The 14,990-nt window shown below is 67.9% G+C and carries 12 protein-coding genes and 1 tRNA gene; 8 read left to right on the top strand and 5 right to left on the bottom strand.

The window, feature by feature from the left end:
- Window positions 1-3 precede the first annotated feature (3 nt).
- The 5 genes from ACWGJP_RS15745 (at window position 4) to ACWGJP_RS15725 (ending at window position 7,131) form a co-directional block, all read left to right on the top strand.
- Window positions 4-489 (top strand): GNAT family N-acetyltransferase, encoded by a 486-nt coding sequence (locus tag ACWGJP_RS15745; protein ID WP_452330743.1) that lies wholly within the window; start codon window positions 4-6, stop codon window positions 487-489.
- Window positions 486-1,901: a cysteine--tRNA ligase gene (cysS, locus tag ACWGJP_RS15740; RefSeq protein WP_452330742.1), complete on the top strand. Its 1,416-nt coding sequence runs from the start codon at window positions 486-488 to the stop codon at window positions 1,899-1,901. Before ACWGJP_RS15745 ends, cysS begins: the two co-directional genes overlap by 4 nt.
- Entirely contained in the window at window positions 1,894-2,901 is a 1,008-nt protein-coding gene (gene rlmB / locus ACWGJP_RS15735; protein WP_452330741.1) for a 23S rRNA (guanosine(2251)-2'-O)-methyltransferase RlmB, read from the top strand. The genes cysS and rlmB overlap by 8 nt, the downstream gene beginning before the upstream one ends.
- A gap of 13 nt (window positions 2,902-2,914) precedes the next feature.
- The gene (locus ACWGJP_RS15730; RefSeq protein WP_452330740.1) at window positions 2,915-3,556 is read left to right on the top strand and encodes an NAD(P)-dependent oxidoreductase; all 642 of its coding nucleotides are present in this window, start codon (window positions 2,915-2,917) and stop codon (window positions 3,554-3,556) included.
- Window positions 3,557-3,738: 182 nt separating this feature from the next.
- On the top strand, window positions 3,739-7,131 hold the full coding sequence (locus ACWGJP_RS15725; RefSeq protein ID WP_452330739.1) for a VaFE repeat-containing surface-anchored protein: 3,393 nt from the start codon (window positions 3,739-3,741) through the stop codon (window positions 7,129-7,131).
- 76 nt (window positions 7,132-7,207) lie between these two features.
- On the opposite strand, the gene ACWGJP_RS15720 is transcribed toward ACWGJP_RS15725, so the two are convergent.
- On the bottom strand, window positions 7,208-8,512 hold the full coding sequence (locus tag ACWGJP_RS15720; protein WP_452330738.1) for a DUF4032 domain-containing protein: 1,305 nt from the start codon (window positions 8,510-8,512) through the stop codon (window positions 7,208-7,210).
- An 87-nt stretch (window positions 8,513-8,599) separates the two neighbouring features.
- Window positions 8,600-9,706, bottom strand: a complete 1,107-nt coding sequence (locus ACWGJP_RS15715) for an ABC transporter ATP-binding protein (protein WP_452330737.1) — start codon at window positions 9,704-9,706, stop codon at window positions 8,600-8,602.
- A 215-nt stretch (window positions 9,707-9,921) separates the two neighbouring features.
- Between ACWGJP_RS15715 and ACWGJP_RS15710 the strand changes: the two genes are divergently transcribed.
- The 3 genes from ACWGJP_RS15710 to ACWGJP_RS15700 all read left to right on the top strand — a co-directional run bounded on the left by ACWGJP_RS15710 (window position 9,922) and on the right by ACWGJP_RS15700 (window position 12,265).
- Window positions 9,922-10,863 (top strand): DsbA family protein, encoded by a 942-nt coding sequence (locus tag ACWGJP_RS15710; RefSeq protein ID WP_452330736.1) that lies wholly within the window; start codon window positions 9,922-9,924, stop codon window positions 10,861-10,863.
- 62 nt (window positions 10,864-10,925) lie between these two features.
- Window positions 10,926-11,001: transfer RNA gene (locus ACWGJP_RS15705), tRNA-Thr, on the top strand.
- 64 nt (window positions 11,002-11,065) lie between these two features.
- A complete protein-coding gene (locus ACWGJP_RS15700) occupies window positions 11,066-12,265 on the top strand; it encodes an MFS transporter (protein ID WP_452330735.1) in 1,200 nt (399 codons plus the stop codon).
- A 12-nt stretch (window positions 12,266-12,277) separates the two neighbouring features.
- On the opposite strand, the gene ACWGJP_RS15695 is transcribed toward ACWGJP_RS15700, so the two are convergent.
- The 3 genes from ACWGJP_RS15695 to ACWGJP_RS15685 all read right to left on the bottom strand — a co-directional run bounded on the left by ACWGJP_RS15695 (window position 12,278) and on the right by ACWGJP_RS15685 (window position 14,973).
- A complete protein-coding gene (locus ACWGJP_RS15695) occupies window positions 12,278-12,481 on the bottom strand; it encodes a CDGSH iron-sulfur domain-containing protein (RefSeq protein WP_452330734.1) in 204 nt (67 codons plus the stop codon).
- Complete coding sequence (locus tag ACWGJP_RS15690; RefSeq protein ID WP_452330733.1) at window positions 12,471-13,520, bottom strand: iron-containing redox enzyme family protein; 1,050 nt, start codon at window positions 13,518-13,520, stop codon at window positions 12,471-12,473. Before ACWGJP_RS15690 ends, ACWGJP_RS15695 begins: the two co-directional genes overlap by 11 nt.
- A gap of 199 nt (window positions 13,521-13,719) precedes the next feature.
- Window positions 13,720-14,973: a DUF3500 domain-containing protein gene (locus ACWGJP_RS15685; RefSeq protein WP_452330732.1), complete on the bottom strand. Its 1,254-nt coding sequence runs from the start codon at window positions 14,971-14,973 to the stop codon at window positions 13,720-13,722.
- Window positions 14,974-14,990 lie beyond the last annotated feature (17 nt).

Here is a 14,990-nt window from a genome sequence, read left to right as displayed (position 1 = left end):
CTCATGTGGGAACTGCGTGATGACGATCTGACGGATGCCGACGTTCAGGCCCTCGTCGACGAGCACCTGAGTCACATGCTCGGCCAGACGCCGCCGGAGAGCGTGCACGCCGTCGGGGTCGCCGCGCTGCGCGCGGACGACGTCCGTTTCGTCGTCGCCCGCCGCGGCGGCGAACTGGGCGGCATGGGTGCGTATCGCCGGATGAGTGCCGGCGATGCCGAGCTGAAGTCCATGCGCACGACGGATGCGGTGCGCGGAACGGGCCTCGGGCGGCTGCTTCTTCGTCACCTCGTGGTCGCAGCGCAGGCGGAGGGGATCACGACACTCTGGCTGGAGACCGGGTCCGGTGCGCCTTTCGCCGCGGCGCGCGGGCTCTACCGCTCGGAGGGCTTCGTCGAATGCCCGCCCTTCGGCGACTACACCGATGACCCGGAATCCGTGTACTTCCGGCGCGATCTCGAAGGCGACCCCGGTACGCTGGGGAGGTGACCCTCCGCCTCTACGACACTCGCGCACAGCAGCTGCGCGACTTCGTGCCTCTCGATCCCGAGAACATCACGATGTACGTGTGCGGACCCACGGTGCAGTCCGGCCCGCACATCGGGCACGTCCGCGCCGCATTGAGCTTCGACCTGCTGCGTCGCTGGCTCGCGCACCGCTTCGGTCGTGTCACGTTCGTGCGCAACGTCACCGACATCGACGACAAGGTGCTCTCGAACGCCACCGCGGCGGAGCCGTGGTGGGCGCTGGCTTACCGGATGGAGCAGGAGTTCACGGCGGCGTACGCCGGGATCGGCATCCTCCCTCCGACCTACGAGCCGCGGGCGACCGCGTCGGTGCCGCAGATGCAGGAGCTGATCGCGACACTCATCGAGCGCGGGCACGCATATCCGGCCCCCGATGCGTCTGGCGATGTGTATTTCGACGTGCGTTCGTGGGCCGAGTACGGCGCGCTGACGAACCAGTCCGTCGACGCGATGGAGGCGCAGGAAGAGACGCGTCCTGAGCTTGTCGAAGGGCCGCGCGGTAAGCGCAGCCCGCAGGACTTCGCCCTCTGGAAGGGAGCGAAGCCCGGTGAGCCGGCCGACGCGACCTGGGATTCGCCGTGGGGGGCAGGACGGCCCGGCTGGCACATCGAGTGCTCTGCGATGTCCAAGCGGTACCTCGGTGCCGAGTTCGACATCCACGGCGGTGGTCTGGATCTTCGGTTCCCGCACCACGAGAACGAGCTGGCGCAGTCGACGGCCGCGGGCGACGCGTTCGCGCGCTACTGGGTGCACAACGGTCTCATCACCGTCGGTGGGCAGAAGATGTCGAAGTCGTTGGGCAACTTCACTCTCGCAGCCGACGTGCTCACCGACAACGATCCGCTCGTCGTGCGCTATGCGCTCGCGGCGGCGCACTATCGTTCGAGTCTCGACCTCACGGATTCCACGTACGCGGAGGCGGATGCTGCGCTCGCGCGCATCCGCACGTTCCTGCAGCGCGCCGCGCGGACGGGATCGGATGCCGTGGCGGCGCGCGACCTTCCTGCGGCGTTCGCCGCTGCCATGGACGACGACCTCGGAGTGCCTCAGGCGCTTGCGGTGCTGCACGAGACCGTGCGTGCAGGCAATACCGCGCTCGACGCGGGAGAGATGGAAGCGGCCGTCGCCGCAGCATCCGCCGTTCGGGCGATGCTCGACGTGCTCGGACTCGACGGCGCCGCTGCCGCCGCGCAGAGCGGAACTGCAGAGGCGTCCGCTCTGGACGCGCTCGTACGCACCATGATCGACCAGCGCGCTCAGGCGCGCGCAGACAAGGACTGGGCGGCAGCCGACCGCATCCGTGACGCGATCGCGTCTGCGGGCATCGCGCTGGAAGACGGCCCGGACGGAACGCATTGGAGCATCGATGGCTAAGCCAGGCCGCCCGGGAGCGGGCAACAGCAAGAAGAAGGGCGCCACGAAGGGCACCGGCGGTCTCGGCCGCAAGGCGCTCGAGGGCAAGGGTCCGACCCCGAAGGCGGAGGACCGCAGCTGGCACGTCGCGGGCAAGCGCAAGGCTGCGGCCGAGCGCTACGCCGCCGCCGGCGGCAAGGGCCGGCCGGGTCAGCGGCAGACCTCGGGCGGCAACCCGAACCGCTCTGCGCGCTCGAAGGACAACACGAGCGACACCGAGACAGTGACCGGGCGCAACTCGGTGCTCGAGGCGCTGCGCACGAAGATCCCCGCGACCGCTCTATACATCGCGCAGCGCGTCGAGATGGACGACCGTGTCAAGGAGATGCTGTCGCTGGCCAAGAACCGCGATATCGCGATCCTCGAGGTCACTCGCCAGGAGCTCGATCGGATGGCCGGCTTCGACGGCGTGCACCAGGGAGTTGCGCTCAAGGTGCCGCCGTATGAGTACGCGCACCCGCAGGACGTCCTCGAGCAGGTCATCGACCGCGGCGAGGTTCCTCTGTTCGTCGCCCTCGACGGCATCACCGACCCTCGCAACCTCGGCGCCATCATCCGATCGACGGCGGCCTTCGGCGGGCACGGGATCATCCTCCCGCAGCGCCGCTCGGCCGGAGTGAACTCGGCGGCGTGGAAGACGAGTGCGGGAGCAGCCGCACGCATCCCCGTGGCGCTCGCCGTGAACCTGACCACGCAGCTCAAGGAGTTCAAGAAGCAGGGCGTCTTCGTGCTCGGTCTGGACGGCGACGGCGATGTCTCTCTGCCGTCGCTTCAGCTCGCCGACCGTCCGGTGGTCATCGTGACCGGTTCTGAGGGCAAGGGGCTCTCGCGGCTCGTCGCAGAGACGTGCGATCAGATCGTGTCCATCCCGATCAGCGCCGCCACCGAGTCGCTGAACGCAGGAATCGCGACCTCGGTGGCGCTCTACCAGGTCTCGACCATCCGCAACGCCGCACAGTAGGAGAGGACGCCTCATGGCTCGCATCATCGTCTTCGGAGGCACTGGCTACGCAGGCCGCCATATCGTTCAGGAGGCGGTGAGCCGCGGGCACTCGGTGGTCGCCGTCTCACGGTCGATCCCGAGCAACCGGGTCGAAGGCGCGCTGTACGAGCAGGGGTCCGCGCTGGATCTCGCGCCCCTCGCCGGCTTGATCGGTGAAGCGGATGCCGTCGTCTCCGCGCTCTCGCCGCGCGGTGACATGACCGACAAGGTGCTCGAGGCGCTGGCGAACATGGTGCAGCAGGTGTCGGGGACGACCACGAGGATCGGTGTCATCGGTGGTGCAGGGGGAAGCCTCGTCGCGCCGGGAGGGCCGCGCCTGTTCGATGTCGACTTCCCGGAGGAGTACAAGCACGAGGCGCAGGTCGGCATCGACTCCCTCGCGCTGCTGGAGTCCTCGGATGCCTCCATCGACTGGTTCTTCATCCATCCCGCTGAGGTCTTCGGCCCATGGGCGGAGGGTGAGCGCACGGGGCATTACCGCGACGGCGGCGACGTGATCGTGCGGGATGCCGAGGGGAAGTCCTACATCTCCGGGGCTGACCTGGCGGTCGCTGTCGTCGACGAGATCGAGCAGGGCAATCACCGCAGGGAGCGCTTCACCGTCGGGTACTGACGACGCGCAGGACTTTCTATTACGTGTATCCTGCGTCTTGACCGTCGAACGGGGGTCAAGGTGGAGGGGGTCATTGCCCCGCGTGCAGGGTTGGTCTCAGACTGACATCGCAGGGTTGCCTGAGCCCTGCAGGGGATTGCCGTGTGCGCTGTCGCGCCGGCGTATGCACAAGGGGAGTTTGTGTGAGTACTGACATCAAACGAGGACGCGGAAAGTGGGGGCGTGCGCTGTCGGCGTTGCTGCTCATCGCTGCTGCCGTGATTCCTACGACATTCGCAACAGCAGCGTCTGCCGATGAGATCGAGGCCGGGGATACGGTCTGGGTCGGTGGAGACGACATCGGCTATGGCGGCACTAAGGTCGTGCCGGTGTATTCACCGGTACCGGCGGACACCGGCAATCCCGGTCTTCCTGATCTCTGGGCCTACTGCATCGAACACGATGTGAGCATGCGGCAGGACACGAGTGCAACGGCCGGTGAGTACTCGAGCTACCTTGGTGACAACTACTTCTCGGACCCGGCTGTGCAGGCCAAGGTCTACTGGATCATCACGCATTCCTATCCGGCGATCAGTCTCGCCGAGCTCGGCGCTGCTGCAGGCGTGCCGAACCTCTCCGCCAACGACGCGGTGGAAGCGACCCAGTACGCCATCTGGCGTTACACCGATTTGACGTGGGATGCGGAGTGGAACTGGGAGACCCAGGCTTCCGAGGATGTCTACTGGCACCTCCTCGAGGGGGCCAACGCGGACACCGCCACCGCGCCGCCGACGTCCGCGGAGGTTGAGGTGTCGATCACGGCACCGACCGGCGCCGGCACCGCCGGTGAGCTCTACGGCCCGTTCATCGTGACGACGAACCAGCCGACGGTCAGCGTCTCGGCTGATCCGGCCTTCGCCATCGTGGATGCCGCAGGCGACCCCGTCGACACAGATGCCGTCATCGATGGGCAGGAACTCTATCTCGATCTCACAGGCGAGGCGACGGCTGGATCGGCCACGATCGCCGCTACAGCCAACGGCGCATCAGGAACCGGGCTCATCATCTCGACTCCCGTCGTCGGCAGCCCGACAGCGACGCCGGAGTCGCACCGGCAGTCCCTCATCCTCGTCGCCGCGGAGGACGCGACGACGACCGCATCCGCCGAGGGCAACTGGATCGCCGCTGCTGTGCCCACGATCGGCACCACGCTGGTCGACGCCGCCGACGATGACCACAACCTGGTCTGGAACGGTGGCACCGTCATCGACACGATCGCGTACACGGGTCTGACTCCTGGGCAGCAGTACACCGTTGCCGGTGAGCTGATGCTGCAGTCCGATGGCTCTGCGACGGGCATCGAAGGTTCGACCACGTTCACGCCGACGGTCGCCGATGGCTCGGTCGAGGTCACCTTCACTGTTCCGAGCGGCTACGCGGGAGATGCTCTTGTCGCGTTCGAGTACCTCTACGAGGGAGCGACGGCGACAGGTACGCCTGTCGCTGAGCACACGGACATCGAGGACGAGGCTCAGACCGTGACCGTCGATGAGGAGCCTGTTGTCGTGGTTCCGACGATCGGAACGACGCTGGTCGACAGTGCCGACGATGACCACAACCTGGTCTGGAACGGTGGCACCGTCATCGACACGATCGCGCACACGGGTCTGACCGTCGGTCAGCAGTACACAGTCGCTGGCGAGCTGATGCTGCAGGCGGATGGCTCCGCCACGGGCCTCACGGGCTCGACGACGTTCACACCGACTGCTGCGGACGGCACGGTCGAGGTGACGTTCACCGTTCCGACCGGTTACGCGGGTGACGCGCTGGTGGCGTTCGAGTACCTCTATGAGGGCGCGACGGCTGAGGGCGAGCCCGTGGCCGAGCACACCGATATCGAGGATGCCGCGCAGACGGTCACCGTCGACGAGGAGCCCGTTGTCGTTGTTCCGTCCATCGGAACCTCGCTGGTCGACAGCGCCGATGATGACCACAACCTGGTCTGGAACGGTGGCACGGTCATCGACACGGTCGCGTACCAGAACCTGACGCCCGGCACCGAGTACACCGTCTCCGGTGAGCTCATGCTGCAGGCCGACGGCTCTGCGACCGGCATCACCGGGTCGACGACGTTCACCCCGACCGAGGCGAACGGCACGGTCGACGTGACGTTCATCGTCCCGACCGGTCACGCCGGCGACATCCTTGTGGCGTTCGAGTACCTCTACGAGGGCGCGACCGCGGAGGGCGAGCCCGTCGCGGAGCACACGGACATCGAGGATGCCGCCCAGACCGTCACGGTCAACGAGCAGCCCGTCACGACCGTCGAGACGATCGCGACCACGCTGGTCGACAGCGCCGATGATGACCACAACCTGGTCTGGAACGGTGGCACGGTCATCGACACGATCGCGTACACGGGTCTGACGCCCGGGCAGCAGTACACCGTCACCGGTGAGCTGATGCTGCAGACGGACGGCTCCGCGACCGGCCTCACGGGCTCGACGACGTTCACACCGACTGCTGCGGACGGCACGGTCGAGGTGACGTTCACCGTTCCGACCGGTTACGCGGGTGACGCGCTGGTGGCGTTCGAGTACCTCTATGAGGGCGCGACGGCTGAGGGCGAGCCCGTGGCCGAGCACACCGATATCGAGGATGCCGCGCAGACGGTCACCGTCGACGAGGAGCCCGTTGTCGTTGTTCCGTCCATCGGAACCTCGCTGGTCGACAGCGCCGATGATGACCACAACCTGGTCTGGAACGGTGGCACGGTCATCGACACGGTCGCGTACCAGAACCTGACGCCCGGCACCGAGTACACCGTCTCCGGTGAGCTGATGCTGCAGGCGGACGGCTCTGCGACCGGCATCACCGGGTCGACGACCTTCACCCCGACCGAGGCGAACGGCACGGTGGATGTCACATTCATCGTTCCGACCGGCTTCGCCGGCGATGCTCTCGTGGCGTACGAGCACCTCTACGAGGGGTCGTCCGCCGAGGGTGAGCCTGTGGCCGAGCACACCGACATCGAGGATGCCGCGCAGACGGTGACCGTCGATGAGGAGCCGGTCGTGACCGTCCCCTCCATCGGTACGTCGCTCGTCGACGATGCCGACCAGGACCACACGCTGGCCTGGGATGGCGGCACGGTCATCGACACGATCGCCTACCAGAACCTGACGCCGGGCACCGAGTACACCGTCACCGGTGAGCTCATGAACAAGGCGGACGGCTCCGGCACGGGCATCACGGGCACGGTGACCTTCACCCCGACCGAGGCGGACGGCACGGTGAGCGTGGCGTTCGCGGTTCCCAGCGGATACGCGGGGGAGAGCCTGGTCGCGTTCGAGTACATCTTCGAGGGCTCGGTCGCCGAGGGCGAGCCAGTCGCGGAGCACACCGACATCGAGGATGCTGCGCAGACGGTCACCGTCGAGGAGCAGCCGACCACGCCGACCGTTCCCGGTGGCGATGGTGGGCTGGCCATCACGGGTGCCGTCCTGCCGGTCGGGCTGGTGACGCTCGGCGCGCTGGCGCTGGTCGCCGGCATCCTGCTGGTCAGGGCTCGCCGCAAGGAGAACGCGCTCAGCTGATGAGACGAAGGGGCCGGTCCCGAAGCGGAAGCTTCGAGACCGGCCCCTTTCGTGTGCCTGCGAGGGCCTCGTACGATCAGACCAGCTCGCGCCAGTCGATGTCGCCGGTGTCATCCGAGACCGGGACGGAGCCGGTGACGATCGGCAGGCTCACCGTCTCGGTCGGCGGTCCCATGATCGTCGCCTCGTCCCGGCGGTGACGCAGCACCTCGTTGATGTAGCTCGTGATCGTCTCCGCCAGCGGCACGGACCGTCCCTGGGCCTGCGAAAGGTACCAGCGGTGCTCGAGCACCTGGTGGAAGACCTCCGCGGGCTCCAGCTTCGCGCGCAGGTCGTAGGGGATCGCCCGCACGACCGGCTCGAAGACGCGGGTGAGCCATTCGTGGGCGTACATCTCCTCGTCTGCCCACTGCTTCTTGGAGCGGGCGCGGAACTCGTCGAGATCGTTCAGGAGGCGCCTGGCCTGGTTCTCCTCGACGTCGAGGCCGGTGAGACGGATGAGGCGGCGCTGGTGGTGGCCGGCATCCACAACCTTCGGCTGGATCTCGACGATCGTGCCGTCCGCGGTCGTCGACATCGACATCTCATCGATGTCGAAACCGAGTGCGTTCAGTCGTTCTACTCGTTCGGTGATGCGCCAGGTCTCGGATGCCGCGAACGACTCCTCTGCGGTCAGGGCGGCCCAGAGCGAACGGTAGGACTCCACGATGCCATCGGCGATGGCGACGGCATCCACACCGTGCTCCAACCGCCCGCCTGCGGCGAGATCCATGATCTCGCCCGCGATGTTCGTGCGCGCCAGGTCGAGATCGTAGGCGCGCTGACCGTCGGTGAGGCCCTCCTCGTGGAGCTCGCCGGTCTCGGCATCCACGAGGTACGCGGCGAAGGCGCCGGCGTCCCTGCGGAACAGGGTGTTCGAGAGTGAGACATCTCCCCAGTAGAAGCCGACGTTGTGCAGACGCACGAGCAGCAGCGCGAGGGCGTCGACCAGTCGTGTGGCGGTGTCAGGACGCAGCACCTGCGTGAACAGGGCTCGGTACGGCATGGAGAAGCGCAGATGCGAGGTGACGAGGACGGCGGGAAGCGGTTCGCCGGCGGCATCCGATCTGCCGTCGATGACGGCGACCCTGTCGACGCAGGGGACGTCGAGGCGTGCGAGGTTGCCGAGCATCTCGTACTCACGGCGCGCCATCTCGCCGGTGGTCTCCTTGACCGCGACCACCTTGCCGGAGAGGTCCGCGAACCGCACGAGGTGGCGCGAGAGGCCCTTGGGGAGCGAGACGATGTGCTCGGACGGCCATTTCGCCAGGGGAGTGGACCACGGAAGGCCGAACAGGCCGGGGTCCACGCTGCTCGCGGTGATGCGCAGGGCGTCCTGCATGGTGCTCCTCGTGGGGGATCGGAGGCCGGAAAACGACGCGGCGCGGGTTGACCGGAAGGTCGACCCGCGCCGCGAGGTGAAGAGGTCTTACGAGGCCGAGACGACCGGCTTGTCGTTCAGGCGCTCGCCCGACTCGAGGTCGAAGGCGTGCACGTGACCGGGGTTGGCGGCCAGGGTGACCGTCTCGCCGGCGTTCGGGTGGTTGCGGCCGTCGACGCGCGCGACGATGTCGGTGCGCTTGCCGTTGATGTCGGTGTGACCGTAGAGGTAACCGTCAGCACCGAGCTCCTCGACGAGGTCGACCGTGACCGAGAGGCCCTTGCCGTCGGCGGGGCCGACGGTGATGTCCTCGGGGCGGACGCCGACCGTGACCTGCGAGCCCGTCGCGCGGCCGACCGTGTCGCGGTCGAGCGGGACGACCTCGGAGCCGAACTGGACGCCGCCGTCGGCGAGGTCTGCGGCGAACAGGTTCATCGCGGGCGAGCCGATGAAGCCGGCGACGAATACGTTGTTCGGCTTCTCGTACAGGTCGCGCGGCGAGCCGACCTGCTGGAGCAGGCCGTCCTTCAGCACGGCGATCCGGTCACCCATGGTGAGGGCCTCGGTCTGGTCGTGCGTGACGTAGACGGTGGTGACGCCGAGACGACGCTGCAGCGACGCGATCTGCGTACGGGTCTGGACGCGGAGCTTGGCGTCGAGGTTCGACAGCGGCTCGTCCATGAGGAACACCTGGGGCTGACGGACGATCGCGCGGCCCATGGCGACACGCTGACGCTGACCACCCGAGAGGGCCTTCGGCTTACGGGTCAGGTACTGCTCGAGGTCGAGGAGCTTCGCGGCCTCGAGGACGCGAGCGGCGCGCTCCTCCTTGCCGACGCCGGCGATCTTGAGCGCGAAGCCCATGTTCTCGGCGACCGTCATGTGCGGGTAGAGCGCGTAGTTCTGGAACACCATCGCGATGTCGCGGTCCTTCGGCGGCACGTCGGTGACGTCGCGGTCGCCGATGAGGATGCGGCCGGCGTTGACCTCTTCGAGGCCGGCGAGCATGCGGAGGGAGGTGGACTTACCGCAACCCGAGGGGCCGACCAGGACGAGGAACTCGCCGTCTCCGACCTCGAGGTTGAGCTTGTCAACGGCCGGGCGGGTTCCGCCGGGGTACAGACGGGTGGCGTCGTCGAACGTTACAGATGCCATTGCATTTCTCCTTCACCGGCAGGTACGTGCCGGACGATCCGTTGTGATGGAAGCGGCGGGTACGACCCACCGTGGCCCACCTTTGGGCCGAGATCAGTATGCCATGGATGCCCGCATCTGGGTATTTCCCAGCATGCCTCGTTAACATCGAAGGCGGTGCTGCTTCTCCGCGGCCCGCGGGGAGGCCCGTCCCCACCAGACTTTCAAGAGGAACGATGTCGAGCGACGAAACGCCGAACGTCCCCACCCCTCGCAATTCCCGTGAGGCGGTTCGGGAGAAGGCACAGCAGGTCAAGGCGCGTCAGTCGCGCGTTCGGATTGCGCGCAGGGTCATCATCGGCCTCGTCGCGGTCGTTGCCGTCGGTGCGGTCGGCACCGCCGTCACCTGGGCGGTGACCTCCAGCGTCTCCGCACCCACGCTCAGCCCTGCGGGCCTCGAAGACGACGGCATCGTCGTCAACGAGATCACCGGCGCGACCGTATCGAGCGCCGAGATCCCCGCGACGCCCACGGCCGAGCCGACCGAGGCAGGCGAAGAGGCGACGCCGACGCCGGAGCCCACCGCGGGCGCCGTCGACATCCACATCTACGTCGACTACCTCTCGCCCGGTGCGGGGGAGTTCGAGCGCGCCAACGCCCGTCAGCTCTCCGGCTGGATCACCGAGGGCGCGGCCACGGTGACGTACCACCCCGTCTCACTGCTCACGGCGAACTCCAACGGCACGAAGTACTCGCTGCGCGCCGCAGCGGCGGCCGCCTGCGTCGCCAGCTTCGCACCGACGCAGTTCTACGCGTTCAACCACGAGCTCCTCATCGACCAGCCGGACGTCGACACCGACGGTCGCACGGATGTGCAGCTCGCCGACCTCGCCGGCGCCGTGGGCGTCGCGGAGATCGACACGGTCCGCTCGTGTATCGAGGATCAGGACTACGTGTCGTGGGCGAAGGACGCCACGGCCCGTGCACTCGAGGGGCCGCTGCCCGGATCCGACGACCTGGTGCTGAGCTCGGCGCCGATGGTCGTCGTCAACGGCCAGGCCTACGTGGGAGCGCTCGACGACCCCGCCGAGTTCTCGCAGTTCGTCCTCACGGTCGCCAGCGACGCCTACTACGAGTCCACCGCTACGCCGGCGCCCACCGAGACTCCTGCCGGCTGAGTGCTAGGCCGCGGGAGACCGTGCTCTAGAATCTGACGTGCAGCAGCGCGCATGCGCTGTCCGCCGACTTAGCTCAGCTGGTAGAGCACCTGTCTTGTAAACAGGCGGTCGCGGGTTCGAGTCCCGCAGTCGGCTCCACGCCACGGATAGCATGGAGACGTCGTTCTCCAGGGCCGCGGTCCTCCGATCCGAAAGTCCTGCTGTGCGCATCTCCGTCCAGGCGCGTCGTGCCGCGCTGCTCATCGCCTTCCTCGTCAACGGCCTCGGCATGGCGACCTGGGTGACCCGCACCCCCGCGATCCGTGACGCCCTCGGCGCCTCGACCGCGGAGATGGGGCTCATCCTCGCCGGGCTCTCGGTCGGCTCGCTGATCGGGATCTCGCTCGGCGCCGTCTCCGTCGCGCGATTCGGCTCGCGCTTCGTCATCCTCGTCGGCACGGCCGGCGTCGCCACGGGCGTGGCCGTCATCGGTGTGAGCGCCGCGGCAGGCACCGGCGTCGGTGTCGCCGTCGGTCTCGCCCTCTTCGGCTTCGGCATGGGGCTCGGGGAGATCGGCCTCAACGTCGAGGGCGTCGAAGTCGAGATCGCCTTCGGGCGCAGTGTCGTGCCGCTCCTGCACGGCGGATACAGCATCGGCACCGTCATCGGCGCCGTCCTCGGCATCCTCGCCAACGCTATCCACCTCCCCGTCGTCGTCCACCTGGGGATCATGGCGCTCCTCATCGCCGTCTCGATGGTGTTCATCTATCGCGGCTCCCTCCAGGGCGCCGGGCGAACCGCCTCCTCGCGCGGCGCCGAGGCGGCCCCGGCGTCGACGGCATCCGCATGGCTGAACGGCCGCACGCTCGCGCTCGCAGTGATCATCCTCGGCATGGCGCTCGCCGAAGGATCCGCGAGCGACTGGCTGCCCCTCATCGTCGTCGACGGATTCGAATTGGATGCCGTGGCCGGCGCGCTCATCTACGCCTTCTTCGGGCTGGCGATGGCGATCGGGAGGGTCGGCGGCGGATACGTGCTCGATCGGGTCGGCAGGGTCATCGTCATGCGGACGTGCGCGGTCGTCGCCGCGGCCGGAATCGCGCTGGTCGCCTTCGCGCCGACCTTCTGGCTCGCCGCCGTCGGCGTCCTGCTCTGGGGCCTCGGCGCCTCGCTCGGCTTCCCGGTCGCTCTCTCCGCAGCAGGCGACGATCCCGTGCACGCTGCACGGCGGGCGAGTTTCGTCGCGACCGCCGGCTATGCCGCCTTCCTCGTCGGCCCGCCGCTGCTCGGCTTCGTGGGAGAGCACGTCACGCTGCGCGGCGCGATCGTGATCGTCCTCGCCGCGGTGCTCGCCACCCTGTTCTTCGCCGACGCCGTCCGCTCACGCGCTGCATCCGAGGACGAAGAGGCGATCGTCTCCTGACGCCTCGACCGATCAGTCCTCGTCGGTGCGGAAGCCAGCCGCCTTGTGCGTGCCGTCGCAGAACGGCTTGATCGACGAGAGCCCGCATCGGCACAGGGCCACCGTGCGTCGATGGGCTGCGATCTCTCGTCCGTCGGGGTGGACGAGAGCCACGGCTCCCCGAACGAGCAGCGGACCGTCGGGATACGGCGTGATGGTGACCTCTTCATCCCGCATCGCCGTCGCCCCCGCGCAAAGACGATCGACCGGACGACCACGCGTCCAGCATGTGGGCACTCGCCCAGCCGTCCACCGTCAGGCAGGCCGCCGCACCGAACATGATGTCCGACAGCAGCTCGGGGCGCTCCTCCGCCAGGGCTCCGGCGAGATCCCGCCCGGCGATCTGCTCGTGCACGGCATCCGCCTCGACATGCTCGTCGAAGTAGTCCGTGACGGTCTCATCGAAGCCGGTTCTGCGCATGCCGTCGCCGTAGAGCCGGTTGGGGATCGATGAGGTCATCTCGAAGGCCGCGAGATGACCAACGATCGCGCCCAGCAGGCGCCGATTCAGGCCGAACATCGACATCTGGTTCAAGGACGCGAGCGTGATCGCGGGAACGATGTCGACATAGGTGCCGTACGCATCGTGCAGCCCCGCACCGCGCATGGACGCCGCGAACAGCGCGGAATGCATCCTCGCCGCCCTCCCGCCCCCATACTCGTCGGTCTGGATCTCGACGAGTGCCGCCTTCGCCCGCCCATGAAGGCGAGGGATCGCCCAGGAGTGCGGGTCGGCCTCGTGCAGCGTGTACACGGATCGCTGGATGAGGAACTCCCGGATCTGTGCCGCGGTCGACTTCTTCGCGACGAAGCGGGACAGGCTCGGCCCGCTGTCAGCCCCGGTCAGGGAGAACAGGGCCCGTGCCACGGCGTCGGTTGTCGGCGCGGGCAGCTCAGGCATCCTGACGGATCGCCGAAGGTCCTCCTCGAAACGCGCTTCCAGGATCTGCCGGGTGCGGATCAGCGTCGGATCCCACTCGAGATCCGCGGCGAGGCCATGGATCGAGCCGTACGCGGAGGCATAGAGCAGGAACAGTGTCAGCTGAATGTCGTCGTCGCGCACCACGTCCGCAGCTCTCTCGACGGCGTTCCGCGCGAGCACGCGGTGATCGGCGTGCCCCGAACCCGTCAGATGCCGCAGCACTTCTGCGCTGAGCGGCCCTCGCGGCTGGACACGCGTTTCGGCGGAGATCTCCACCGGGGCGATGAGGGACATGCGCTGCTCCGTTCCTCGGGTCGTCCGTGACCGGCGGCCCACCCTTCGTCACGAAGGATGAGCCACCGGCGCCCGGAGGTTCAGACCCGAAAGTGCTCCCGCCCGAGAGGAGCGTCTGTTCAACTCCGAGACCCGACGTTACGGGCCGCCGACGAGAAGCAGGAGGGGGTTGATCGCCGTGCCGGTGTGCGGTATCCGCTCAGGGGCGGCCGTCGGCCGGGGCGCCTCCCTCTGGCGCGCCGCCCATGCCACCGGACGCGGCCTGCTGCTCGACGCTGCCCGCGTAGTCGTTCGTCGGGTCGCGATAGATCGTGTGCACGTGCCCCCAGCCACTGGTCGAGACGCCGTCGACGTCCGCCCCGGCCGAGCCGTTCTGCGCCTGGAACCCGATGTAGACGTTCGGGCCGGAGATCGAGAAGGAGATGCCGTCTCCCGTGCTCATGTCGTACGTCGTCTCACCCGACCACGCGATCACGGTGTCGTCCAGCGTGGTCTCGATCTCTGCGAGCGCGTCGGCCGTCGTCTGCTCATCCGCCATGCCGGCCCAGTTGGCGATCAGCTCGAGCAGAAGGGCCTTCTGGTCGTCCGTGAGATCGGCGCCGGTGAGCCCCGCGCCGGAGGCGTAGTCGCAGGTGTCGCCAGGGGCGCACATCGTGACGTCGCCCGAGGTGAGGGTGGCCTGCTGCTCGGCGGTCAGGGAGTCGAAGAAGGCGAATGCGTCGGAGTAGATGCCGTCGAACGGCTGCACTTCCTCACCGTCCTCCGTCGTGTAGACGGCCGGCTGAACGCCGAGGTGCGTCGGGGCGAACGTGATGGCGTCCTCTTCGGCATCGAGATCGGCATTAATGCCGAGGTGGTGTCCGCCGAACTGGACGGCGTAAGCGCTCGTCGTGGATGCGTCGCCGAAGAAGGCGATGTAGTACTGCCCGAGGGATGTCTCGGTGCTGCTGCTGTTCTCCAGCAGATACTGGTCGCCGCCCATGATCCCGGCGACGGTCGCGTATGCCTCATCGCTCAGCAGCGCCTCGAGAACGGCCATCGCGGCCTGCTGCTGCTCGGCGGTGAGATCGGCGAGATTGAGACCAGCCCGCTCGACGAAGGTGACGGGGAAGTTGGACCAGGACGTCGTCTTGGTCTCGTCGTCGTAGTCGTAGGTCACCGCATCCACCTGCTCGTCGGAGAGGGTGGCGAGGAACGTCTCGATCGCGGCGCTCGTCTCCTCGATCGTCTGCGATGTGGTCGTGGCGTCCGAGCTGCCGCTCGTGGCGGTCTCGATCGCCGCATCCGCAGTGGACGTCGACGAGGACGAACCCGTCGACCCGGTGGACGTCTGGGTGCCGGCGCAACCGGCCAGGGTGAGGCCGGTCGCGAGCAGGAGTGCGGTGGCTGTCGCTGCCGTCTTGCGCGTCCAGTGCGAGCGGAGGGTCGTGGTGGTGTTCTTCGAGAGGAGCATGAGATGACCGTACGAAC

The sequence above is a fragment of the Microbacterium sp. NPDC055903 genome (genome assembly GCF_053615555.1).
Note: the sequence above shows the minus strand (reverse complement) of the source record. Positions and strands in the feature narration are given on the sequence as shown.

What these genes read in the sequence shown, in the direction of transcription:
- ACWGJP_RS15710 (WP_452330736.1), top strand. Translation starts at nt 9,922, where the DNA reads ATGTCGAGCGACGAAACGCCGAACGTCCCCACCCCTCGCAATTCCCGT.
- ACWGJP_RS15690 (WP_452330733.1), bottom strand. Translation starts at nt 13,520, where the DNA reads ATGTCCCTCATCGCCCCGGTGGAGATCTCCGCCGAAACGCGTGTCCAG.
- ACWGJP_RS15745 (WP_452330743.1), top strand. Translation starts at nt 4, where the DNA reads ATGTGGGAACTGCGTGATGACGATCTGACGGATGCCGACGTTCAGGCC.
- rlmB (WP_452330741.1), top strand. Translation starts at nt 1,894, where the DNA reads ATGGCTAAGCCAGGCCGCCCGGGAGCGGGCAACAGCAAGAAGAAGGGC.
- ACWGJP_RS15715 (WP_452330737.1), bottom strand. Translation starts at nt 9,706, where the DNA reads ATGGCATCTGTAACGTTCGACGACGCCACCCGTCTGTACCCCGGCGGA.
- ACWGJP_RS15695 (WP_452330734.1), bottom strand. Translation starts at nt 12,481, where the DNA reads ATGCGGGATGAAGAGGTCACCATCACGCCGTATCCCGACGGTCCGCTG.
- ACWGJP_RS15720 (WP_452330738.1), bottom strand. Translation starts at nt 8,512, where the DNA reads ATGCAGGACGCCCTGCGCATCACCGCGAGCAGCGTGGACCCCGGCCTG.
- ACWGJP_RS15685 (WP_452330732.1), bottom strand. Translation starts at nt 14,973, where the DNA reads ATGCTCCTCTCGAAGAACACCACCACGACCCTCCGCTCGCACTGGACG.
- ACWGJP_RS15730 (WP_452330740.1), top strand. Translation starts at nt 2,915, where the DNA reads ATGGCTCGCATCATCGTCTTCGGAGGCACTGGCTACGCAGGCCGCCAT.